Source organism: Wujia sp., assembly GCF_056872695.1.
In genome coordinates, this window is sequence record NZ_DBMFCD010000011.1 from 1 (window position 1) to 23,940 (window position 23,940).

The following is a 23,940-nucleotide window of genomic DNA, read 5'->3' on the forward strand; positions in this document are numbered from 1 at the left end:
CAACAAGATACAGGAGTATGGAAAAATCAAGGCTCTGGGAGCGACAAAAAAGCAGATGAAACAACTGATCTTCAGAGAGGGCATTTTTTTGACAATTTTTTCAATACCGGTTGGATTGCTTTTTGGCTTTCTGATTGCAAAATGCGGTTTTAACTGGCTGGTAGAACAGGGGAACCTTGTATCAACCGGAACTGGCTCTATGGGAGTTCAAAATCAGCAGGTTCCTCTGTTTTCCCTGCCTGTTATGCTTCTCTGTATTTTCGTATCATTTCTTACCGTTGCTTTGGCACTGCGTAAACCAATGAAAATTGTTTCACGGATTTCGCCTATCGAAGCAACACGGTATTTAGAAAATGCAGAAACACAAAGAAATGGAAAACGAAATGGCAGAAAAAATGTTACCGTGTTTTCTATGGCAATGGCAAATGTAACGGGTAATCCCAAAAGAACCATTGGTACCATCCTTACGATGGGGCTTTCCTGCACATTGTTTGTGATTATCTCTAATTATGTGGGAAATATTGACACGGAGCATGAAGCACGTCTTTCCGTTAATCATGGACAATTTGAACTGCAGCTTGACTATTCTGCTGAGTATGATGAAAGATATCCGGAGAATAATCTGGATACGATTCTGACGGATGATCCATTGAATGATTCGCTGATTGAAGAAATCAAAAGCATTCCGGGAGTAACAGATGTCATGACGAGAGAGATTGTCTCTGTAAATCTGAACGGAACAAGATTTCCGGCTACTATTGTGAGTAAAAAGGATTTTGATTTTATGCGCCAAGAAGGGGATATTGGCTCTATGGACTATGATCAGGCGGTAAAGAATGGTGATATTTTCTTTGGCTGGTCAACGTGGATGGAACAAGATGGATATGCTCCGGGTGAATCCATTGCATTTGACTTTGAGAATGGAAGTGGAACCTATACCTATCAGGGAAAGATTGCAGGATCTTTTGTAAGTGCGGACACTTATCTTGTCATTCCGGAAGGTGTATATCGTTCCATGAATCCGAGAGGGACAGCCTATGGCTATCTGTGGGTGGACTGTGATAAAAAAGATGTGGCATCTGTAGAACAAAGTCTGAATACTTTGATTTCTAATACTTCGCATATAAAAATGGATACTTATCATGCCCAGTTACAATCTGCAGAATTTGCAGCCCGCATGATGAAGCTTGGCTGTTATCTGTTTATGGCTATTGTAGGACTCATCGGGTTTATGAATATGGCGAATACCATGATCATGAATATTACGACAAAAAAGCAGGAATATGGTATATTACAGGCTGTGGGTATGACAAATAAACAATTAAATTTATGCCTGCAGTTACAGGGACTGATTTTTTCGGTTGGCACCATATGTGTAGCACTTGTCGTTGGTCTGCCACTTGGCTACGCGCTCTTTGCCTATGCAAAGCATAATGGAATATTTGGAATAAATATCTATCATGTTCCAATCGTACCAATTTTTATTATGATTTTTTTGGTCGGTCTGTTGCAGATTGTACTTTCCTGCGTTTTAAGCAGTAATCTGAAAAAGGAAACGCTGGTAGAAAGAATAAGGTATCAGGGATAGTAAGTATGAGAGTATCAGATAATTGCTTATACCGAATGCAGAAATGAGAATGGAATAAGAAACACTATATGCCATATATATTAGTTTATTAGTTGATATTGCGGAATTTTCGATTATTGAAATTATAAAGAGGATAGAAGAAGTGTGGTGAAAATAGGGTAGAAGATGGAACAAAAAATGGGATAGAAAAGAATTTAACCTTGCACCTCCACCGAAAATAGTGTATAGTTTGCTTGTTTTTGAATACTAGAAAAGTATTGGAGGAATGGGAAATGGCAAAAAATCTGGTAATTGTCGAGTCACCGGCAAAGGCAAAGACAATTAAAAAATTCCTGGGTGCATCCTATGATGTTATCGCATCGAACGGACATGTACGGGATATGCCGAAAAGCCAGATGGGTATTGATATTGAACATGATTACGAACCGCATTACATCACAATTCGGGGGAAAGGTGAATTATTGGCGCAGCTTCGTAAGGCAGTCAAAAAAGCAGATAAGATCTATCTCGCAACGGACCCTGACCGTGAAGGAGAAGCAATCTCGTATCATCTGATTGCCGCCCTGAAACTGGAAGGCAAAAATTATAAGAGAATTACATTTAATGAGATTACGAAAAATGCAGTCAAATCTTCTATAAAAAATGCCAGGGAAATTGACATGGATCTGGTAGATGCACAACAGGCAAGACGTGTGCTTGACCGTCTGGTTGGCTATTCCATCAGCCCGCTTTTGTGGGAGAAGATCAAGAGAGGTTTGAGTGCCGGTCGTGTGCAGTCAGCCGCTTTGAAACTGATCTGTGACCGGGAAGATGAGATCAATGCATTTATTCCGGAAGAATACTGGAGCTTAGATGCGTATCTGTCAGCGAATCCGGCGTTGAAACCGGTTTGCTTTCATTATGCGAAGGATAAAGTCAAAAAAGAAGAACTTGATCGGGTAAAGAAAGAAATCGACGGAAAGCCATTTACGGTTTCGGAGATAAAGGTAAGCGAGAAGACGAAGAAACAGCCACTTCCGTTTACAACAAGTACGTTGCAGCAGGAAGCTGGAAAGAAATTGAATTTTGCAACAAATAAGACGATGCGTATCGCACAGCAGTTGTATGAAGGTGTGGAGATCAAGGGCATGGGCTCGATCGGTCTGATTACATACCTGCGTACAGATTCGACACGAATCTCAGAGGAAGCAGACAAAAATGCGAAGGAATACATCAAGCAGCAGTTTGGTGAGAATTATGTCGGTGAGGCAAAGGATGTAAAGACCGGCAAGAAGATTCAGGATGCGCACGAGGCAATCCGTCCGACAAATGTCGAACTGTCTCCTGTAAAATTAAAGGAGCAGCTTCCACGTGACCAGTTCCGTTTATACCAGCTTATCTATAACCGTTTTCTGGCAAGCCGTATGGCACCGGCAGTTTATGAGAACAAGACAGTATATGCCACGGCAGAGGAACATAAGTTTAAGGCTTCTACATCGAAGGTTGTGTTCGATGGATTCATGTCTGTATATTCGTTAGATGAAGAGAAGGAAGAAAAGACAAGACTGACCGGACTGGAAAAAGGTACAATACTTACCTGTGCAGAGCTTGAGGAAAAGCAGCATTTCACACAGCCGCCGGCACATTATACAGAGGCGCTTCTTGTAAAGACGATGGAGGAGCTTGGAATCGGGCGTCCGTCTACGTATGCATCGACGATCACAACGATTTTAAACAGGCGTTATGTGATCCGGGAGAACAAGAATCTGTATGTGACAGAGCTTGGTGCGGCAGTCAATAAAATGATGTCGGATGCATTCCCGGCAATTGTGGATACCGAGTTTACAGCAAATATTGAGTCGCTTCTGGACAGCATTGAAGAAGGGAAATTAGAGTGGAAGGTTGTTATCCGGAATTTCTATCCGGATCTCGCAGAGTCTGTGGAGAAGGCAAAGGAATCTCTGGAATCTGTGAAGATTGCCGATGAGGTATCCGATGTGCCGTGTGACCAGTGCGGACGCATGATGGTCATCAAATATGGTCCACATGGAAAGTTTCTTGCTTGTCCGGGATTCCCAGAGTGCCGGAACACAAAGACATACTATGAGAAGATTGGCGTTGCCTGTCCGAAATGTGGCAAGGATATCATCCTTCGAAAGACGAAAAAGGGCAGACTTTACTACGGATGTATCGGTTATCCGGACTGCGATTTCATGTCCTGGTCGAAGCCGTCGGACAAGAAATGTCCGAAATGCGGCGGCTACATGGTGGAGAAGGGAAACAAGCTTCTGTGCGCCTCCGAGACGTGCGGATACACCTGCGAACGCGAAAAAAATGAAAATGAGTAAATATTTAGTGGTAGGAAAAGATTTTTGTTGAAGCATACCACAAAATATGGTAGGATAGTTACTGTATGGAAATCTGTACAGTAACTATTTTTGTATGGATACAATATGGGTGTTTAAGACGGCTATATTTTATATCAATACATATCCGTTCTGATATGTGTTAGATGATTTGAATATAGATAAAGGAGGAAGTCGATGATCACATCCGGTATTTATAATTATGTGAATATTTTGGACAAAGCAGCGGATGCAGCGAATCTGCGAAATGAGCTTCTGACAAACAACATTGCGAATGTAAGCACACCGAATTACAAGCGGAAAGATCTGGATTTTGAGTCGGTTCTGCAAGGTGAGCTTGCAGGGGAAAAGAATCTGAGCAAGGCAGTAAAAAAAGCAAATCAGAATCTTGAGACATTGGATGCACAGGTGTATACGGATAATGCATCACTTTCTTACCGGTTAGATGGTAATAATGTCGATATTAATACCGAAGAAGCAAGACTGGCGGAAAACCAGATCAAGTATCAGGCACTTGTAGATCTGATGAATCAGGAATTTGCCAGATATAATACTGTGCTTAGCTCTGGAAATTAATGAGGATAATATCTGATAGTGATGTACCCATAAGAACATCAGATATCAGAATAGGGAGGTAACAGCGATGGGTGTATTTTCAGCGATGAACGTATCTGCAACCGGTATGACGGCACAGCAGATGCGAATGGATGTAATTGCACAGAACATTGCCAATGCAAATACTACACGTACAGAAAACGGTGGTGCGTATCGCAGAAAGACGGTCGTGTTTGAAGAACAGGATACAACATCTTTTGATCATATGTTAAATGGTTATATGGCAAATTATGAACCAAATGGTGTCAAGGTAACAAAGATTGTGGAAGATCCATCAGATTTACGTCTTGTATACGAGCCGGATAATCCGGATGCAAATGCAGATGGCTATGTGGAATATCCAAATGTGGACACGGTGACCGAGATGACAAACCTGATTGATTCAAGCCGTTCCTATGAGGCAAGTGCGACGGCATTCAATGCAGCGAAAAATATCGCAGCAAAAGGATTGGAACTATTTAACAGCTAAGAGTAGCAGGAGATAAATAAATGGCAATTACACCAGTAAGTCTGTTCAGTGATGAATGGACAACCTTAAACAGTATTCAGTCTGCGAATTCCGCAAGCTCTGCGGAACGTGCAGATAAGAAGACGTCTGGCTCACAAGGTACGGCGTTTGATACATTTTTGAATGCGGCAGTGGATATGTACAAAGAAACAGATTCTCTTCAGAAGTCTGCAGAGTCTGCGGAGATGAGTTATGCACTCGGTTATTCAGATAACATCCATGATGTTGCTGCTGCTGCGCGTAAGGCAAACATTTCCCTGCAGTATACAGTGAAAGTTACAAATGCGGTTGTATCCGCATATAAAGAATTGATGAATATGCAGTTGTAATCAGATGCATATAGAGTAGGTAGCATATGAGAGAATGGTTTAGTCAACTACCGTCAAAGATAGTTGAGTTTTGGAAAAAATACACAAAGAGACAGAAAGCGTTATTTTTCTCGGTTCTGGCGGCAGTTCTGGTTGCAGTGATTGCGTTGGTTGCAATCTTAAATCGGACTTCTTATGTGGTGTTGTCCACCTTTGAGGATACAGCGACAGCCGCGCAGGCAGCGAATCTGCTGGAAGAAAATTCAATTACATACAAGGTCAGCGACGATGCGTTAAAAATCGAGGTCGATGAAAATCAAGTGTCTCAGGCACGTCTGCTCCTTGGCGAGAATGGTATTGGAACGAACAACGGACAGTCGGATTATGACAGTCTGTTTAACAACAGTTTTAATACCACAGATTCGGAGAAGAAGCTTAAGGCAAAGCTTTATAAACAGTCTGAGATGGAACGGGATATCGCATCCATGCAGGGCGTGACGAAAGCATCGGTTACAATTAATCTGCCAGAAAGTACGAACACGGTATATGCGAGTGATCAGACTGCATCGGTCAGCATTATGCTTACCATAAACGGTGATTATAATCAGGAAAGTACAAATGCGATTGTAGAATATGCAAAAACATGCGTTGGTAATTCGGATACTAAGGCAATCACAATCGTGGATAACAAGGGTGAATTATTATTCTCCGGTCAGAATTCCACAACAAGTGCTTCTCCGGTTATTATGGTACAACAGCAGGTCGAGGAGTATTACAACAGCAAGCTTTGGAACTTGATGGTGAATTCTGGTGTATACGATGAAGTATCTGTATCTGCAAATCTGGATGTGAATATTTCCCAGCAGGAGATTGAGGACATCAAATACTATTCCAACGATGAGGACGATACCGGTCCGAAATCATCCCACTATTATTATCTGGCGGAAAACACAGATGGTACCGGTGGTGTAGTTGGAACGGATGCAAATGGTGAGGAAATTACAGACTATAATCTGCTTGATAATGCAAATGCCGGTTCAACACTGAGTGTTCTTCGTGAGGATTATGAGACAAGCAGTACAACTACACGTACTGTGACACCGGTCGGAGATGTCGATATGAAGAATTCCAGTATGGCGCTGTATCTGACACGGTATGAGAATTATTACGAGGATCAGATGAAGGAGCAGGGGTTGTTGAATGACACAACCTTTGCAGAGTATCAGGCAGCGAACTCGACACCGACGGAGAATATTAATCCGGAAGAAATGGTAAATATGCTTGCAAGTGCAACTGGCATGAAGGCGGCAAATATCTATGTTGTAGAACGGATTGTGCCTGTTTTTTACCCGGCAGAGACAAAGTCTGTACCGGTACAGAGTATTTTGTCAATTGTTCTTGCTGTGGTTATTGGTGGATTACTCTTATTTGTTGTATTCCGTAGCATGAAACCACAGGAGGTTGTAGAGACAGAACCGGAGCTTTCGGTAGAAGCTTTACTTGCGACAACGAAGGAAAACCAGACTTTGGATGATATTGAGTTTAGTGATAAATCCGCTTCCAAGCAGCAGATTGAGAAATTTGTGGATGAGAATCCGGAAGCAGTAGTGGCATTGTTACGAAATTGGCTAAACGACGATTGGGAGTGATACTATGGCGACAACATTACATTCATCGGATATTACAGGTGTGCAGAAAGCTGCAATTTTGCTGATCGCGCTTGGCCCGGAACGTTCCTCCAAAATCTTTCAACATTTGAAGGATGATGAGATTGAGGCACTGACATTGGAAATCGCCAATACAAAAAGTGTATCGGCAGAGTTAAAAGATGAGGTGTTGGATGAATTCTATGAGGTTTGTCTGGCACAGCAATATATTGCAGAGGGTGGTATTGCATATGCCAAGGAGCTTTTGGATAAGGCGCTTGGCGAGGATCGTGCAAGAGATGTCATTGGCAGATTGACGGCATCTTTACAGGTGCGTCCGTTTGAGTTTGTTCGAAAAGCAGACGCAAATCAGCTGTTGAATTTCATTCAGGATGAGCATCCGCAGACAATTGCTTTGATTCTCTCGTATCTTCCGGCATCACAAGCGGCAGCTGTGGTTAGTGCGTTAGCTCCGGAGAAGCAGGCGGATGTAGCAAAACGTATAGCAATGATGGATCGAACCAGCCCAGATGTAATCAAAGATGTGGAGAAAATTTTGGAGAAAAAACTGGCATCTCTGGTCAATCAGGATTACACAATTGTCGGTGGCGTGGACTCCATCGTCAATATTCTGAATACCGTCGACCGGAGTACCGAGAAACATATTATGGAAAATCTCGAAATCGAAGAACCGGAATTGGCAGACGAGATCCGCAGAAAGATGTTCGTGTTCGAGGATATTCTGTTGCTTGATAATCGTGCAATCCAGACAGTGCTTCGTGAGGTGGAGAACAACGAACTTGCAATTGCACTTAAAAATGCAAATGAGGATGTACAGAAGGTGATCTTTGATAACCTGTCTTCCCGTCTGGCTTCTATGATCAAAGAGGACATGGAATTTATGGGACCTGTCCGGCTGAAGGATGTCGAGGATGCACAGCAGAAGATTGTAAATATTATCCGAAAACTGGAGGATGCCGGCGAGATCGTAATTTCCCGTGGTGGAGGTGACGAGATCGTTGTCTAATATTTTTAAATCCGGGATACCGGGCATGCGAACGGTGTCGCAGGAACCGTTTGTGATTGATGCAAACAGCCGTGTGATTGAACCGCCCAAAACGCGTGTGGTTCGTCAGAAGAATGATGTACCAGATAATTCTGCAGATGCAGGAGATACCTTTGAGGCGGGTATTACAGAGATGGCTGCCACAATCAATCTGGAAGAACACAAAGAGCTTTTGGATGATGCGATGGAGAAGGCGAAGCTTTTGCAGGATGATGCGCGCGCGCGGGCACAGAAGATTTTGGAGGATGCCAATGCAGATGCAGAGGCAATCCGCAAGGCTGCACAGGAAGAGGGCTTTGCAAAAGGACTCGAAGATGGAAATATGGAAGCGATGCGCCGAGCAGATGAGTATCTGGAAAAGATCAGCCGGGAACGCGATCAGGCACTCGCACAGGCACGGGAAGAAATGATGGAGAACATCACAGATACCGAGGAACAGATTGTGGATGTTGCCTGTAAGCTGATTCAGAAGCTGACCGGCATACTGGTCGATGATTATAAGCCGGTAATGATCTATATGATCAATCAGGTGTTAAATGAGGATGAGGATTCCAGAAAATTTGTCATCCGGGTATCAGAAGAGAATTATACATATATTGCAGATAATGCGGATCGATTGTCCGGAGCTGCGAATCCGGGAATAACCATAGAGATATTCAGTGATACAAAACTACAAAAGGGGCAATGTCAGATCGAAAGTGACACGGGCATCGTGGATCTGTCCATGGACGTACAGGTGCGGAATCTGATTACCGCTATCAAATTATTATCTACGCAATAAAGGCATGATCGCAGATAGCAATATCTGCGATTCTCTATATATAGCCGTAAATGGAGCAATGGGATGTTGAAGAAGTTTGACCGAACAAAATATGATGCGCTGCTGTATCGTGATTTCAGCGTGCATTACGGAAAAGTAAATAAGGTTGTCGGGCTGACGGTAGAATCGGTAGGCCCACCGGCAAAACTGAACGATCTGTGTGAAATCATCTCGAAAGATGGTATGACGAAGGTTATGGCAGAGGTCGTCGGTTTCCGTGAGAACAAGGTACTACTGATGCCGTATGATTCGGTTGATGGAATCGGACTGGGGGCAACGGTTCGGAATACGGAAGGTGTCCTGCAGGTTCCGGTTGGCGAGGAGTTGCTAGGAAAGGTGTTAGATGGCATCGGGCGACCGATGGACGGAAGTACGCTTACAACGTCGAAAACGTACCCGATTGACGCGCCACCGCCAGATCCGCTCAAGCGTAAATTGATTGATGAGGTGCTGCCGCTCGGGGTAAAGGCAGTGGATGGACTTTTAACGATCGGAAAGGGACAGCGTATTGGCATCTTCGCCGGAAGTGGTGTTGGGAAAAGTACACTGCTTGGTATGTTTGCCAGAAATACAAAGGCGGACATCAACGTGATCGCGCTGATCGGCGAGCGTGGCCGTGAGGTAGGGGAGTTTATCGAGCGGGATCTGGGAACAGAAGGTCTGAAGCGTTCTGTGCTTGTAATTGCAACTTCGGATAAACCGGCGCTGATCCGCAATAAAGCGGCAAAGACTGCAACCGCGATTGCAGAATATTTTCGGGATCAGGGCAAGGATGTCCTTCTGATGATGGACTCTCTGACCCGATTTTCAATGGCACAGCGGGAGATCGGACTGGCATCCGGGGAACCACCGGTTACAAGAGGATATCCGCCGTCGGTATATGCGGAGCTTCCAAAGGTATTAGAACGCGCAGGAAACACACAACAGGGTTCAATCACAGGCCTTTATACGGTACTTGTCGATGGTGATGATTTTAACGAGCCAATCACTGATACGGCGCGAGGCATCCTGGATGGACACATTGTGTTGTCAAGAAATCTGGCACATAAGAACCATTACCCGGCAATCGATATTATGGCGAGTATCTCCCGATGCATGAGTGCGATTGCATCGAAGGAGCATAAGCAGGCGGCGGGCAGATTAAAAAATGTGCTTGCAACTTACAACGATGCAGAGGATCTGATCAATATTGGTGCCTATAAATCCGGATCCAATCCGGAGATTGATTATGCAATTACGAAGATCAATCAAGTCAATGCGTATCTGATGCAGGACGTGGACAGCAAGTTTTTGTTGGAAGATGAGTTGCAGCAGTTGTATGCAATTTTTGAATAAGACAGGATGAAGAATGTATGGCGAAGTTTATCTATCAGATGCAGAACATTTTGAATATCAAATATAAGCTGGAGGAATCTGCCAAGCAGGAGTATGCGGAAGCAAGGCAGACGCTTATGGTGGAGGAACAGAAGCTTGCGGCATTAAAGGAACGCAAACAGGGATATTATGAAGCTTATCAGACGTCCATACAGGGAAAACTGGATTTTCTTGAGATTGAAGAAAATGCAAACAGCATGGATATCTTAGACATGATGATTGAGGCGCAGAATGCCGTGATCCGTCAGAAGAGTAAAGAGCTGGAGCTTGCCAGACAGAAGATGGCACGGGAGATGCAGGAACGGAAGATGCATGAAAAGCTCAAAGAAAAGAAGTTTGACGAATTTAAACAGGAGCTAAATGCGACCGAAAAGCAGGAGACCGACGAGGTGGCAGGGTATCAGTTTACAAGCGCGAAGAAAGAGGTGGAAGGCAATGGCAAAAAATAAGAGAGAAAAAGGAGAAAACTCCAGCAACAATAAAGGTGTAGGCATTCTGATCGGCGTTTTAATCGTAATTACATGGTTGAGCGTGATGTGCCTGCTCATAAAATGTGATGTAGGTGGATTTGGAAGCCGTGTGCTCCGCCCGGTATTTAAGGATATTCCTGTAATCAATAAAATATTGCCAGATGCTTCGGATGAGGAAGTTGCAATTGAGAGTGATTATCCTTATGATAACCTGCAGGATGCTTTAAAACAGATTGAGACACAGGATGCAGCGATTGGAAGCAAAGATGCGGAAATCTCCGAACTGAACGACAAGGTGACGGAATTACAGGCAGAAGTTGACCGTCTGACGACCATTGCAAAGGATCAAAGTGACTTTGAAGATGAAAAAAAGAAATTTTATGACGAAATAGTCTATGGAGATTCGGCTCCAGATACCGATACATATAAAGAGTGGTACAATGAGTTGGATGCGGAATCCGCCGCTGAGATCTATCAGCAGGTGTTGGAACAGGATCAGGCAGATGACAGTATTAAGAAAATGGCACAGTCTTATGAAGAAATGAATGCAGCGGAAGCTGCAAAGATTTTGGAGACGATGGGCAATGATCTTGATACGGTTGCGTTGATCATGAACAATATGGATGCGCAGTCAAGAGGAAAGGTACTTGCAGCAATGAATCCGGATTTTGCGGCTGCGGTAACAAAAAAACTCTTGCCATAGAGCTGTTGTACAATTCCAAATAAGAAAAAAGGAGGAACGCGAATGATTGTAGGAATTCAATCAAGTGGAATCGGAAAAATCGATATACCCCAGACAGGCGGAATTACAGACAAATCAAAGTCGAAGGACAAAGCTTCTGGAACATTTGCAGACCTGATGAATCTGGCTGTAACCAAGCCGGATACCACCGCACAGACAGCGGATTCTGAAATGACGAAAAACGATGTAGATGCAGTAAAACAGGCAGACACAACGGTTTCTGGTGAGAAAAAAAAGACGAATCTGAACAAGTATGAGAAAACGGATGCAAAGACAGAAACAACACATACCGATGCAGAAAAAACAAAGCAAAATGAAGCTGCACAGGAAACAGAAAGCGACGATATAAAAGTGAAACTGCTTTCTGGTAAGCTGAAAAAGTTTTTGAATGTGGATGATGAAACATTGCAGAATCTCTTGCAGACAGCGGGACTTATGATGAAAGACCTGCTTGACCCGGCTGTGATGAAGGATTTTATTCTGCAGATTAATGATGCAACATCTGTGGATTTGCTGATCAATGAATCTCTGGATACTCTCATGCAACAGGCAATGCAGCTTCTGGATGAGGTTTTGACTGTGGCGGATGAGACAGTGATTTCGACAGAAGTGCCGGTTGAGGAATTATTTCCGGAGGAGATAGAATCAGCATATACAGAGAAAAATGAACCGGTTGCAGATACTGAAAAGCCACAGACGGTGGAAGCAAAAACTGAGATGGTTGCACAGACAACACCGGAGGAGCATGTTACCCAGACAGATGTAAAAAGTGCTGAACCCCAGACTACTGACACGGAGATACAGGTGACTGTACAGACAGAGGATTCCGGAGATTCGAATGCTTCGGCAGATATGATGAAACAGAATGCAGAAGGTTTGATTTCCAATCTTAATCAGGCGATGGGTCAAATAACAGGTGATGAGATCGCGACAACGCCGTTTGATACATCTGTAACACAGACGGATATTGTCCGTCAGGTGGTGGATGAGATTAGATTGAACTTATCAAAAGATGTCACATCGATGACCCTGCAGCTGAATCCGGAACAGCTTGGAAAGGTACAGATTCATGTATCTACAAAAAATGGTGTGATGCAGGCGCAGATTATTGCAGAAAACGAAGCGGCAAAGGCGGCTGTGGAGTCGGGCCTGACAGTGCTGAAAGAAGCTTTTGAAAATCAGGATCTTAAGGTAGAGGCCATTGAAGTTATGGTCGGGACACCAGATTATTTTACGGAAGAAAGCGATGCACAAGCACAAATGGAGCAAAAAGAGCAAAAGCCAGGAAAATCGGCTGGCTCGGTTAACTTCTCAAGCGGTTCTGACGATGAAATAAATGAAGATATGTCATTGAAGTCAGAAATGATGAAAGCACAGGGTAATCAGGTAAATTATATGGCATGACATAAGAAAGGAGGCATAACATGGCAGTTGATTCAGCAGTCAGCAGTATTGCAAACAGCTCAAATAGTTATTCTGCAACATCCAAGGGAAAAACATCCGGAAGCGATCTTGACAAGGAAGCGTTTTTGAATCTGCTTGTAACACAGATGCAGTATCAGGATCCCTTAAATCCGAGTGATAATACAGAATATATGTCTCAGTTAGCACAATATTCTGCGTTGGAGGCACAGCTTAATATCAGTGATACACTGGATAAGGGAAATAACCTGAATCTGGTTGGCAAATATGTAATCATGAATACAACGGATGCTTCAGGTAAGCAGGCAATGATCAGTGGACTTGTAGAGTATGCGACGGTAAAGGATGGTGATGTGTACCTGTCAGTTAATAATACATATTATCCAGCAGAAGATTTGGATTCGGTGATTGATTATGATTATTATCTATATTTGAAGAAACATGCAAACAGCGATGGAACAATTAATAAAGATAATAATTCTGATGACAGCACAAACGATACAGACAATACTGGAGACAAAACAGATAAAACAGATAAAACAGAAGAAGCTTAAGGAATGACAGTCTTATGCAGAACAAGGAGGGAATGCATATGCGATCTTTCGATGTCGATTTTCTTTCTATGGGACAGGCTGCAAATCTGTATTTCCAGAATGTGAAGCCGGAAAAAACGACAGAATCAAACAAAGAAGCTGTCAGCTTTCAGGAAGTATTAAATGCGAAATTCGAACAGAAAGTGAAATTTTCTAAGCATGCAAATCAGCGGTTGGAAAACCGGAATATTGAGTTGTCCGAGGATCAGCTGGAACGTCTGAATCAAGGCGTTGGACAGGCGAGGACAAAGCAGATTCAGGAATCACTCGTGATGATGGACAATCTGGCATTTATTGTAAATGTCAAGAACAATACCGTAATCACTGCGATGGAGCAGGGAGAAAGCGGACAGGTGTTTACAAATATTGATGGAGCCGTCATTGTATAAAAAAGCCGGACCGATAAGGAGGCTTTGGTTTTCCGAATGACAGAGGAAAATTTTAAACAAGATTATGGAGGTCAAAAATTATGATGAGATCACTTTATTCTGGTGTTGCCGGGCTTAAGACACATCAGACAAAAATGGACGTTATCGGTAATAATATCGCAAACGTTAATACAACAGGATTCAAATCTTCATCGGTGTTATTCAGCGATGTTTTATATCAGACAAGTGCCAATGCGACCGGTGCGACAGCTACCACAGGCGGTACAAACGCATCCCAGATCGGTCTTGGTGCCAAGACATCATCCATTCAGACATCGATCACACAGAATGGTAGTGCGCAGACAACAAACAACACATATGATATGATGCTTTCCGGTTCTGCGTTCTTTGTAGTCAGCCGTGGTGGAACAAATTATTTTACTAAGGTAGGTTCCTTTGGCGTCGATGGAAGTGGATGTCTTGTAAACGGAAGTGGATATCAGGTTATGGGATGGCAGGTTGATCCGGATAATCCGAACCAGATCAAGAAGGATACGGTATCGGCACTTTATCCGGAGTCAGAAGATAACAAGGTGTCATCTCCACAGATGACAACCGATGCACATCTGACCGGAAATATTGATATGACAGATCCTGAACTTACATCTGTGGATGGACGTGCAATTTCGGTGTCAATCTATGATGCGCTTGGTTATAATTATACTGTAAAATTCAAGTTAACGCAGGATCAGAACCAGGCGGATAAGTCTTTATATAATCTTGAGATTGTATCCATCAAGGATTCAAATAATATTGAGATAACAGGAACGGACGATCCGACAACAGCTACTGTTGAAGGTGGTTATACAGCTACAATTGGAGGCGCAAATTCCATTCAGGTCAAATTTGATGCGGATACAGGTAACTTTGAATATGTTGGAGCAGCGGGACAAAAGAATGCGAAGCTTGAGATTAAACCGAATAATCCGAATGAGAAGGGCGATGTATTCCAATCTGTAATCAATGGTGAGGCTGTCGATGGAATTGATGTCAATTTCTCATATTTAACAAGATTTGAATCAAACGGTAAGTCTACAGTAAAGGCAGTACGTGGAGCTGCGGATTCTACTGGTGGCGGTCGTTCCATGGGTAAGTTGAATGATGTCAGCATTGATGAGACAGGTAAGTTATATGGCGTTTACACAAACGGTGAGACAAAGCTGCTTGGACAGATATCTGTTGCAACTTTTGCAAACCCGATGGCACTCGAAGCACTTGGTAATAGTGTGTATACAACTACACAGAACTCCGGTTACTTTGATGGTATCGGAACGTCTGTTGACGAGGATGGCGGAAAAATCTCACAGGGTGTTCTAGAGATGTCAAATGTTGATCTTTCTGCAGAGTTTACAGATATGATCACAACACAGAGAGGATTCCAGGCGAATTCCCGTATTATCACAACCTCAGATTCCATGCTTGAAGAGCTTGTAAACCTGAAACGATAATTTATAAATAAAAGGGCAGGTATTTTCTACTTTTGACGATGTGAAAAAGTGGAAAATGCCTGCCTTATTTTGTAGACATAAAAATCGAACTGTGCTATAATTAGCCTAATTGTAATGTCGGAAAATGTGTAATCTTTCAGGGAGTACAGAGATATGATTGAAGTAACCAGATTAAAAGGGAAAAAGATGACGATCAATGCCGAACTGATAGAGACAGTGGAGGAGACTCCGGATACTGTGATTACGCTGACGAACGGCAAGAAATTCGTCGTGAGTGAGTCTGCTGAGCAAGTAACCTCACTTGTGATTGGTTATAAGAGAAAAATATTTGCTTTATTCTTGGATTGTGGGAACAAGGCAGAGAATGTATAGGGGATAACAACATGGATTTTACTTCAATCATAGGAATGGTGGTTGCATTTGGCTTGATGATTTACGGAATGGTAAATGGTCATGATTTCAGTGTAATCGTAGATAATTTTGTCGATATGCCATCAGTATATATTGTATTTGGTGGCGTTCTGGGTAGTGCGTTTGCCGGAAACTCTTTAAAAGGGTTTTTATCTGGCTTAAAGTCCATTGGTCTGATTTTTAAGAATCCAAAGTCGGATGAGGCAGGTACAATCAAATCAATTATCGAGCTTTCTAACCTTGCAAGACGTGAAGGCTTACTTGCATTGGAAGAATCGGCAAATAATTTGGAAGATGAATTTATGAAAAAAGGAATCATGCTGATTGTCGATGGTACGGATCCGGAACTTGTACGAAGTATTCTGGAAGCAGAACTTATGAATGTGGATTCCCGGCATCAGGGGAATATAACGTTTTGGAAAAATATTGCGACTGCAGGTCCTGCATGGGGTATGATCGGTACATTGCTTGGATTGATTAACATGCTGAAGAATCTGTCAGATCCAGATTCTATCGGTCCAAACATGTCCGTTGCGCTTGTTACAACGTTGTATGGTTCTATCATAGCCAACTGGTTATGTGCGCCGATTGTTGCAAAGCTGTCTTTACAGAATGAGACAGAAATCAAATTAAAAGAGGTCATGATCGAGGGAATCCTGTCAATTCAGGCAGGTGAGAATCCTCGTGTCATAGAAGAGAAGTTAAAGTCATTCCTTGCACCGAAGGATCGTCAGGAGTTCGCAGAAGAAGGCGGTGGTCGTTAATGGCAAAAAGAAAACAACAGCCGCCAGACGAAGGCTCGCCGGCGTGGATGTCCACGTTCAGTGACCTAATGAACCTGTTGCTTTGTTTCTTCGTATTGCTTTTTGCGAGTTCAACGATGGACGAGGGAAAGATACAGAAGATTGCAGCATCCTTTGACAATCTGTCATTCAGTGTGATCAGCGAAGGAAGTGTTTCGCTTTTGACGGGAGAGATGTTATCTGGAGGTATGACACAGCTTGCAGATACTGACAGTGTGTTGTTGGAAGCAGGCAAGAACATCGACGGAAACACAGGGGACAAGTCAAGCAGTGCATCCCCGACGGATGCGGAGCATTTGTCAGACGGTGATCTGCAGGCGGAGGTAGAACGCCGGGGGGAGAAACAGTCGGAAGAAATGTATGAGGAAGTCATGCAGATGGCAGAGACCTATGCGATTGATGACCAGATTATCCTTGATTTTAACGATCAGTATGTGGAACTGGATCTGAATGGTTCGATTCTGTTTGATTCCGGTAATGCGGAGATCAAAGATAATTCCAAGCTGTTTTTGCAGAAGATTGCACAAATCCTTGTCAAGTACAAATACAATGTAATCGAGATTGAGGGACACACGGATAATATCCCAATCTCAAATTCAAAGTATGAAGATAATCGCTCGCTTTCCGCAGAACGTGCGCGCAGTGTATATGAATACGTTGTGTCGCAGGAGCATTTCATAGACAGCAACATCAAGATTGCCGGCTATGGAGACAGCCGCCCGGTTGCGTCAAACGAGACAGAAGAGGGAAGAGCGAAGAATCGTAGAGTTGCGATTAAAATCTACAACAAGCAGAATTCAAATAATTAAGGAGTCAGAAACATGAAGAAAAATCTTATAACCGTTGTTATATTAGCAATTAGTATTATAAACCTTGTATTTAATATTTTGCTTGTGTTTGTGTTTATGCCTTCCACATCGAAGACAAACAGACTGATTACCGATATTGCAGAGGTTCTTGATATTGAGATTGCTTCGCAGACAAAGGACGACAGTATATTTGATGTTAGCAATCTGGCACATTACCAGTTGGAACAGGGAAATCCAATCAACCTGAAAAATGATGGTTCGGGTGACCTGCATGTTGTACAGTATGGTTTGACAATCAATATGGACAAGACAGCTAGTGATTACTCCAAGGTATCTGCCAACATCGAAGCATCTACCGCGATGATCTACGATATGGCAAGAAACATTATTGGAAGTTATACATATACCGAAGTGATTGATGGAGAGACAACCACGAACAAGATCAAAGAGGAATTGTTGAAGCAGCTCAAGGAAACATTTAATACCGAATGTATTTATTCCGTAAGTTTTTATAACTGGGTTGCACAGTAGATTATTGCCAGCAGGAGGTGAGAAAACGTGGCTGACGTACTCTCACAAAATGAAATAGATGCGCTCTTGAAACAATTATCTACTGGAGAGCTTGATGCGGACGACTTTACACAAACAAAAAGTGTAAAAGTCAAGGAGTACGATTTTTCAAGACCAGCCAAGTTTTCAAAAGAGCATCTGCGTACATTAGAGATTATATTTGAACATTACGGAAGATTACTGAGCAGTAACCTGCCAGCGTATCTGCGAAAGAATGTGCAGGTTGAGGTGATGAATTCAGAGGCAGTTACATACTCAGAGTTTTCCAATGCCTTATCTAACCCGGTATTGCTTGGTGTCGTTAATATGGCACCGCTAGCAGGCAATATTATTATTGAGATTGCAACCAATCTTGGATATGCGATCATCGACCGCCTGCTTGGCGGAGTTGGAGAACCGTTAGAAAAGAAAAGAGAATTTTCTGAAATTGAGCTTTCAATACTGGAAAAGATATTTACCATATTAATTGATCTGTTGCGGGAACCGTGGACAAATGTTGTGGAGATTCATCCGTATCTGGAACGGATCGAGACGAATCCACAGTTTGCACAGATCATTTCACCGACAGAGATGATAGCGATTGTAACGGTTAATATCAACATCGGTGGAGTGGAAGGATTGATGAATATATGTCTGCCATATCTGACGTTGGAAGATGTGATGGATAAGTTGAATACCAAATACTGGTTTTCAACGATGCAGGATCGTGACGAGACGAGCTATGCTGATGTTATCGAAACTGCTATCAACCGGGCACTGATTCCGGTATCCGCGGAGCTTGGAAAAAGCTCACTCACCGTTATGGATTTTATTAATCTACAGGTGGGAGACGTGATCAAGCTGAATCGAAAGATTGAAGATGAACTTGATATCTATGTAGGTAATATAGTAAAATTTAAAGCATTGCCGGGATCATTTAATGATGATTACGCAGTGAAAGTAACTGAGATTATAAGAGAGGAGGAATAAAAGAACATGGACGGAATGTTATCTCAGGAAGAGATTAACGCATTGCTTGGGAATATGAATACAGGTTCTTCCTCTGCCCAGACAAGTAATAACGATATTGTACTTTCCGATGCGGAAAAAGACGCAATCGGAGAAATTTCCAATATCTGTATGGGTACAGCAGCAACAACGATGTACTCGCTTGTGAACCAGAAGGTCCTTATTACAACACCGGTTGTTGAGATTACAAATTGGGATAAGCTTACAGCAGAGTATGCAAAACCATGTGTATTTATTAATATCCTATACAAAGAAGGAATTGATGGAAATAATGTATTGATTTTAAAAGAAGATGATGTAAAGGTCATTACAGATCTGATGATGGGAGGTGATGGATTAAATCCTGCACCAGAACTGACAGAACTGCATTTTTCAGCCATTTGTGAAGCAATGAATCAGATGATGGGAAGCTCCGCGACGTCATTATCTTCTATGCTGAATTGTAAGATTGATATCAGTCCGCCGGAAGCAGAGCTGGTAGATATGGCTGGCAATATAGATGCTGCGAAAGCCAGTGATTTTTTGGATAAGGATTTTGTGCGTGTCACGTTCCGAATGACAATCGGAGATCTTGTTGACAGTACGATTATGCAGCTATATCCGATTCAGTTTGCGAAAGATTTATATAAAAAATTCAGTGGAGAATCGGAAGAAAAGGAGGAAACACCACCGCCAGCTCCACAACCGGAGCCGCAGCCACAACCGGTTCCACAACCACAGCCGCAGCCACAACCTGCGATGGGAACTCCGATGGGACAGCCGATGATGGGACAATCTATGATGCCACAGATGATGCAACCGGATGTCAATGTACAGAATGTACAATTCCAAGCATTTAACCCGGTTATGAATCCTGCTTTGCAGCAGGAAAATATAGATTTGATTATGGATGTTCCCTTGGAAGTATCGGTCGTTTTGGGACGGACGAGAAAATCCATCAAGGAGATTCTGGAGTTTGCACCGGGAACGATCATTGAGTTGGATAAGCTTGCTGGTGAGCCAATCGATGTGATGGTAAACCAGAAGCTGGTTGCAAAGGGAGAAGTTGTTGTAATCGAAGAAAGTTTTGGTATCAGAATTACTGAAATAATAAAAGAAAAAATCTAAGTTTTAAGGAGTAATGATATGGCAAAGAGTATACTTATTTGTGATGATGCTGCATTTATGAGAATGATGATTAAGGACATTCTGGTAAAGAATGGATATAACATCGCCGGGGAAGCAGAAAATGGCGTAAAGGCTGTTGAGAAATATCAGGAGACAAAACCAGATCTGGTATTGATGGACATCACAATGCCAGAGATGGATGGTATTCAGGCGTTGAAGAAGATTAAGGCAATTGATGCGAACGCGAGTGTTGTAATGTGTTCTGCAATGGGACAGCAGGCAATGGTTATTGAGTCCATTCAGTCCGGAGCCAGAGATTTTATTGTAAAGCCATTCCAACCGGATCGTGTCATTGAAGCAGTGAAAAAGGCAGTGGAATAGTATGTTTTTTGGTGCATTTCTTACGAATACTTTTTCGGCTGGCTGGAGTATTGTTAAACTGATACTGATTACGATTCTTGTTCTTGTTTTAGCATTTTATTCCACGAGAATGATTGCAAAATATCAGAACAATACATGGTCGTCGAAAAATAATATTCAGTTTATAGAATCTTATCGTATCGGTGGCAACAAGATGGTTGCCATAGCGAAGATAGGAGAAAAATATTTTGCTTTAGGAATTGGAAAAGAAGAGATTCATGTGATCGCGGAGTTGAATAAGGACGATTTGAAGCTTTCAGATCATAGGGTGGATGTGACAGATGCAAAGACACCGAAAATGAGTTTCAAGGAAGTTTTGGCGAATATGAAAGGAAATGCAGAAGACGATAACGAAAAGTAGGTATAAAAATGAAATCCAGTAAAATACGAAAATTTTTTGTGCTATTTCTTATACCGCTTGCGTTTGTTGTTATATTTTCCGGTGCAGGTGTAGCTCATGCAACGACTGTGACACCGGATACCGGAGCAGAAGAGGAACAGACCGATAGTGTAACATCGGACAATGACGATGCAACTACACTTGGATTATCTCTGAGTACGAACTCAGATGAGACGTCTCTTTCCGGTACACTTCAGATTTTATTGATCATAACAGTAATTTCGTTAGCTCCATCAATTCTGGTTATGGTGACCTCGTTTACACGAATCATTATCGTGTTACATTTTGTGCGGACGGCAATTGGTACGCAGAGTTCACCGCCTAATAACGTTTTGATAGGGCTCTCGTTATTTTTGACCATTTTTATTATGAGTCCGGTGATTGCTCAGATAAAGACGGAGGCGTATGATCCTTTGGTGGCTGAAGAAATAACGCAGCAGGAGGCATTGGAACGGGGAATACAGCCCTTGCGCGAATTTATGCTGAAACAGACACGACAGGATGACTTACGGTTGTTTATGGACATCGCAAAGGTAGAACCGGTAGAAAGTGTGGATGAGCTTTCCATCACCATTATAATTCCGGCATTTATCATCAGTGAATTGCGGGCTGCATTTATCATAGGATTTTTAATCTATGTTCCGTTTATTGTGATTGATATGGTGGTATCTTCTGTACTTATGTCCATGGGCATGATGATGCTGCCACCGACGACAATCTCCATGCCGTTCAAGATTCTACTGTTTATCCTGGCAGATGGATGGAATCTGGTTATTGGACAGCTTGTAAATTCATTTAATTTTTGATAGCAGAGTAACGAGGTGATTATATGAGTACAGGTGATGTTGTAGCTATCACGGTGGAAGCTGTATGGCTTGTGATCAAATGCAGTGCGCCTATGTTAATTACATCTTTGGTTGTTGGTTTGATTATCAGTATTTTCCAGACAGTTACATCTATTCAGGAACAGACACTGACATTTGTACCAAAGATGATTTGTGTATTCTTGTCACTTATTATCTGTGGAGACTGGATCCTGAATAATATTTTGTCGTTTATACAGGAATTGTATAGCCGGTTTGGAGATTTTGTGGGGTAATAAACGATGACCTTTACGATATCGACACTGACATTAGAAGCTTTTTTGCTAGTGTTTGTCCGTGTTGCTTGTTTTATATCAATTGCACCTATTTTTGGGCACAATTCTCTGAATGCGAGAATGAAAATATCCATTGCGTTTTTTGTATCCCTGATCCTGTATCAAGTGGTCAATGTTTCACTTCCGGAATATACGAATGTACTTGGGTATACGACGCTTGTGTTAGAGGAGGCACTGGTTGGTCTGTTGCTTGGATTTGTGGCAGGACTTTCTATGAAAGCACTGGCAATTGCGGGAGAGTTTATCGACCGTGAAATTGGATTTTCGATGGCAACGACCTTTGATCCGAATCAGGGAATGGTGACAATCACAGGTGAATTATATGATAAAATTGTGTGTCTGGTTATTGTGATATCCAACTTACATTATTATATTTTGTCCGCAGCAGCACAATCGTTTGAACTGGTGCCGATCGGAAGCGTTGTATTAAATCCCGGATTGATCTACACATCTCTGATTCAATTTATCGGGCAGATGTTTATAATCGGATTTCGGATAGCAATGCCGGTATTCTTAGGGGCAACCATGCTGAATGTTATTTTAGGTGTTCTTGCAAAAAGCTCGCCACAGATGAATATGTTCGCAATCGGTATGCAGTTGAAAGTATTTGTTGGTTTATTTTTGCTAGCAGTATGTATTATGTTTATTCCAAACATAGCAAATTATATTATGGAACGTATGCGCGATATGATTCAGACGATATTAGGAGGGTTGTGACGTGTTTTCTCCGGAAGAAAAACGGACACCGCTTTTGCTTGCCTATGACTTGCAGTTGTTTGCAAATGATGAAGGCGGGGAGAAGACGGAAGAACCAACCGCTAAGAAAATCGAAGATTCCCGAAAAGAAGGTCAGGTGGCAAAGAGCAAAGAACTCACATCTGCAGCTATGCTTCTGGCATTTTTTTTGTGCTTGCGGATATTTATGTCGTTTATCGGAAAACGTCTTGTTAACGTATTTCCATATTTTTGGCGTGATATCACAAATGAAACGGGGGATGGATTTTCTCATGTACGTGCATGGCAGATTCTGCTTGATTCCGTACAGTATATTGCAATTACAATCGCACCGTTTGTCATATTTGCATTTGTGATTGCATTTTTATCACAGCGAATCCAGATCACGTGGAAGGTAACATCAAAACCGATGGAACCGAAACTTAACAAGCTGAGTCCCATCAGCGGATTTAAGCGTATGTTTTCCAAACAATCGTTGTTTGAACTGGCATTGTCAATCTTTAAAATAATCGTATTTTCTGCGGTTGCTTATTCGGTAGTGAAGGACAATATAGGTATTTTTGTAACGGCCTATGATCTGACGATTCAGGATTGCCTTGGTATTTTATTCGATATGGTAATGGAGCTTGGTATCAAGATAGCCGTAACGTATTTGATACTTGCACTTGGCGACTGGGTGTTCCAGAAATGGAAACATAAAAAGGATCTGCGTATGACAAAGCAGGAGGTTAAAGATGAGTATAAGAATCAGGAGGGAGATCCAAAGGTCAAGTCACAGCAGCGACAGCGGATGCAGCAGGCGGCACGCCGAAGAATGATGCAGAGTGTGCCGGAGGCAGATGTTGTTATTACGAATCCGACGCATTTTGCCGTTGCTTTAAAATACGATAACACGGTCAGTATGGCCCCAGTTGTCGTAGCCAAGGGTGCCGATTATCTTGCTTTCAAGATCAAAGATCTTGCAAAAGAAAATGATATTGAAATTGTCGAGGATAAGCCGCTGGCACGAATGCTATATGCAAATGTTGAGGTTGGAAATGAGATTCCGCCGGAATTGTATCAGGCAGTTGCAGAAGTGCTTGCTTATGTATATAAATTGAAAAATAAAGTAAGTTAGCGAACGAACAAAAATAAGATTACACGGG

General features: G+C 42.4%; 27 protein-coding genes. All 27 read left to right on the forward strand.

Annotation, left to right across the window (positions count from 1 at the left end):
• The coding region (locus ACZQK9_RS10520) for an ABC transporter permease (protein WP_483270533.1) at positions 1–1,588 on the forward strand (1,588 nt) is incomplete at its 5' end.
• A gap of 272 nt (positions 1,589–1,860) precedes the next feature.
• A complete protein-coding gene (gene topA, locus ACZQK9_RS10525; RefSeq protein ID WP_483270534.1) occupies positions 1,861–3,915 on the forward strand; it encodes a type I DNA topoisomerase in 2,055 nt (684 codons plus the stop codon).
• A gap of 195 nt (positions 3,916–4,110) precedes the next feature.
• Positions 4,111–4,509 carry a flagellar basal body rod protein FlgB gene (gene flgB / locus ACZQK9_RS10530; protein WP_021985357.1) on the forward strand — a complete coding sequence of 133 codons (399 nt, stop codon included), beginning with the start codon at positions 4,111–4,113 and terminating at the stop codon, positions 4,507–4,509.
• A gap of 67 nt (positions 4,510–4,576) precedes the next feature.
• Positions 4,577–5,017, forward strand: a complete 441-nt coding sequence (gene flgC, locus ACZQK9_RS10535) for a flagellar basal body rod protein FlgC (RefSeq protein ID WP_178017390.1) — start codon at positions 4,577–4,579, stop codon at positions 5,015–5,017.
• A 20-nt stretch (positions 5,018–5,037) separates the two neighbouring features.
• Entirely contained in the window at positions 5,038–5,385 is a 348-nt protein-coding gene (gene fliE / locus ACZQK9_RS10540; protein ID WP_216507195.1) for a flagellar hook-basal body complex protein FliE, read from the forward strand.
• A 26-nt stretch (positions 5,386–5,411) separates the two neighbouring features.
• On the forward strand, positions 5,412–7,013 hold the full coding sequence (locus tag ACZQK9_RS10545; RefSeq protein ID WP_483270535.1) for a hypothetical protein: 1,602 nt from the start codon (positions 5,412–5,414) through the stop codon (positions 7,011–7,013).
• Between the two features lie 4 nt (positions 7,014–7,017).
• Complete coding sequence (fliG, locus tag ACZQK9_RS10550) at positions 7,018–8,037, forward strand: flagellar motor switch protein FliG (RefSeq protein WP_178017387.1); 1,020 nt, start codon at positions 7,018–7,020, stop codon at positions 8,035–8,037.
• On the forward strand, positions 8,030–8,857 hold the full coding sequence (locus ACZQK9_RS10555) for a FliH/SctL family protein (RefSeq protein ID WP_483270536.1): 828 nt from the start codon (positions 8,030–8,032) through the stop codon (positions 8,855–8,857). Before fliG ends, ACZQK9_RS10555 begins: the two co-directional genes overlap by 8 nt.
• A 63-nt stretch (positions 8,858–8,920) precedes the next feature.
• Positions 8,921–10,231, forward strand: a complete 1,311-nt coding sequence (gene fliI / locus ACZQK9_RS10560; RefSeq protein WP_483270537.1) for a flagellar protein export ATPase FliI — start codon at positions 8,921–8,923, stop codon at positions 10,229–10,231.
• A 17-nt stretch (positions 10,232–10,248) separates the two neighbouring features.
• The gene (fliJ, locus tag ACZQK9_RS10565) at positions 10,249–10,719 is read left to right on the forward strand and encodes a flagellar export protein FliJ (protein ID WP_483270538.1); all 471 of its coding nucleotides are present in this window, start codon (positions 10,249–10,251) and stop codon (positions 10,717–10,719) included.
• Positions 10,706–11,443 carry a MotE family protein gene (locus tag ACZQK9_RS10570; protein WP_178017383.1) on the forward strand — a complete coding sequence of 246 codons (738 nt, stop codon included), beginning with the start codon at positions 10,706–10,708 and terminating at the stop codon, positions 11,441–11,443. Before fliJ ends, ACZQK9_RS10570 begins: the two co-directional genes overlap by 14 nt.
• Before the next feature lie 42 nt (positions 11,444–11,485).
• The gene (locus tag ACZQK9_RS10575) at positions 11,486–12,886 is read left to right on the forward strand and encodes a flagellar hook-length control protein FliK (RefSeq protein WP_483270539.1); all 1,401 of its coding nucleotides are present in this window, start codon (positions 11,486–11,488) and stop codon (positions 12,884–12,886) included.
• Positions 12,887–12,906: 20 nt separating this feature from the next.
• Complete coding sequence (locus ACZQK9_RS10580) at positions 12,907–13,458, forward strand: flagellar hook assembly protein FlgD (RefSeq protein ID WP_178017381.1); 552 nt, start codon at positions 12,907–12,909, stop codon at positions 13,456–13,458.
• A 38-nt stretch (positions 13,459–13,496) separates the two neighbouring features.
• Positions 13,497–13,886, forward strand: a complete 390-nt coding sequence (locus tag ACZQK9_RS10585) for a TIGR02530 family flagellar biosynthesis protein (RefSeq protein ID WP_178017380.1) — start codon at positions 13,497–13,499, stop codon at positions 13,884–13,886.
• Between the two features lie 80 nt (positions 13,887–13,966).
• Complete coding sequence (locus ACZQK9_RS10590) at positions 13,967–15,373, forward strand: flagellar hook protein FlgE (protein WP_178017379.1); 1,407 nt, start codon at positions 13,967–13,969, stop codon at positions 15,371–15,373.
• A gap of 153 nt (positions 15,374–15,526) precedes the next feature.
• Positions 15,527–15,745, forward strand: a complete 219-nt coding sequence (locus tag ACZQK9_RS10595) for a flagellar FlbD family protein (RefSeq protein WP_118734162.1) — start codon at positions 15,527–15,529, stop codon at positions 15,743–15,745.
• An 11-nt stretch (positions 15,746–15,756) separates the two neighbouring features.
• Positions 15,757–16,548 (forward strand): motility protein A, encoded by a 792-nt coding sequence (locus ACZQK9_RS10600; protein ID WP_178017378.1) that lies wholly within the window; start codon positions 15,757–15,759, stop codon positions 16,546–16,548.
• A complete protein-coding gene (locus ACZQK9_RS10605) occupies positions 16,548–17,396 on the forward strand; it encodes an OmpA family protein (RefSeq protein ID WP_178017377.1) in 849 nt (282 codons plus the stop codon). The genes ACZQK9_RS10600 and ACZQK9_RS10605 overlap by 1 nt, the downstream gene beginning before the upstream one ends.
• 12 nt (positions 17,397–17,408) lie before the next feature.
• A complete protein-coding gene (locus ACZQK9_RS10610; RefSeq protein WP_483270540.1) occupies positions 17,409–17,927 on the forward strand; it encodes a flagellar basal body-associated FliL family protein in 519 nt (172 codons plus the stop codon).
• Between the two features lie 27 nt (positions 17,928–17,954).
• Positions 17,955–18,935, forward strand: coding sequence for a flagellar motor switch protein FliM (gene fliM, locus ACZQK9_RS10615; RefSeq protein WP_178017375.1), 981 nt, complete (start codon positions 17,955–17,957; stop codon positions 18,933–18,935).
• Positions 18,936–18,941: 6 nt separating this feature from the next.
• On the forward strand, positions 18,942–20,081 hold the full coding sequence (gene fliY, locus ACZQK9_RS10620) for a flagellar motor switch phosphatase FliY (protein WP_483270541.1): 1,140 nt from the start codon (positions 18,942–18,944) through the stop codon (positions 20,079–20,081).
• An 18-nt stretch (positions 20,082–20,099) separates the two neighbouring features.
• Complete coding sequence (locus ACZQK9_RS10625; RefSeq protein WP_021985376.1) at positions 20,100–20,462, forward strand: response regulator; 363 nt, start codon at positions 20,100–20,102, stop codon at positions 20,460–20,462.
• 1 nt (position 20,463) lies between these two features.
• Positions 20,464–20,862 (forward strand): flagellar biosynthetic protein FliO, encoded by a 399-nt coding sequence (locus ACZQK9_RS10630; protein WP_483270542.1) that lies wholly within the window; start codon positions 20,464–20,466, stop codon positions 20,860–20,862.
• Positions 20,863–20,870: 8 nt separating this feature from the next.
• Positions 20,871–21,707: a flagellar type III secretion system pore protein FliP gene (gene fliP, locus ACZQK9_RS10635; protein ID WP_483270543.1), complete on the forward strand. Its 837-nt coding sequence runs from the start codon at positions 20,871–20,873 to the stop codon at positions 21,705–21,707.
• A gap of 23 nt (positions 21,708–21,730) precedes the next feature.
• The gene (fliQ, locus tag ACZQK9_RS10640; protein ID WP_483270544.1) at positions 21,731–22,000 is read left to right on the forward strand and encodes a flagellar biosynthesis protein FliQ; all 270 of its coding nucleotides are present in this window, start codon (positions 21,731–21,733) and stop codon (positions 21,998–22,000) included.
• A 6-nt stretch (positions 22,001–22,006) separates the two neighbouring features.
• Positions 22,007–22,777 carry a flagellar biosynthetic protein FliR gene (gene fliR / locus ACZQK9_RS10645; protein ID WP_483270545.1) on the forward strand — a complete coding sequence of 257 codons (771 nt, stop codon included), beginning with the start codon at positions 22,007–22,009 and terminating at the stop codon, positions 22,775–22,777.
• 1 nt (position 22,778) lies between these two features.
• Entirely contained in the window at positions 22,779–23,912 is a 1,134-nt protein-coding gene (gene flhB, locus ACZQK9_RS10650; protein WP_483270546.1) for a flagellar biosynthesis protein FlhB, read from the forward strand.
• The last annotated feature ends 28 nt before the right edge of the window (positions 23,913–23,940 follow it).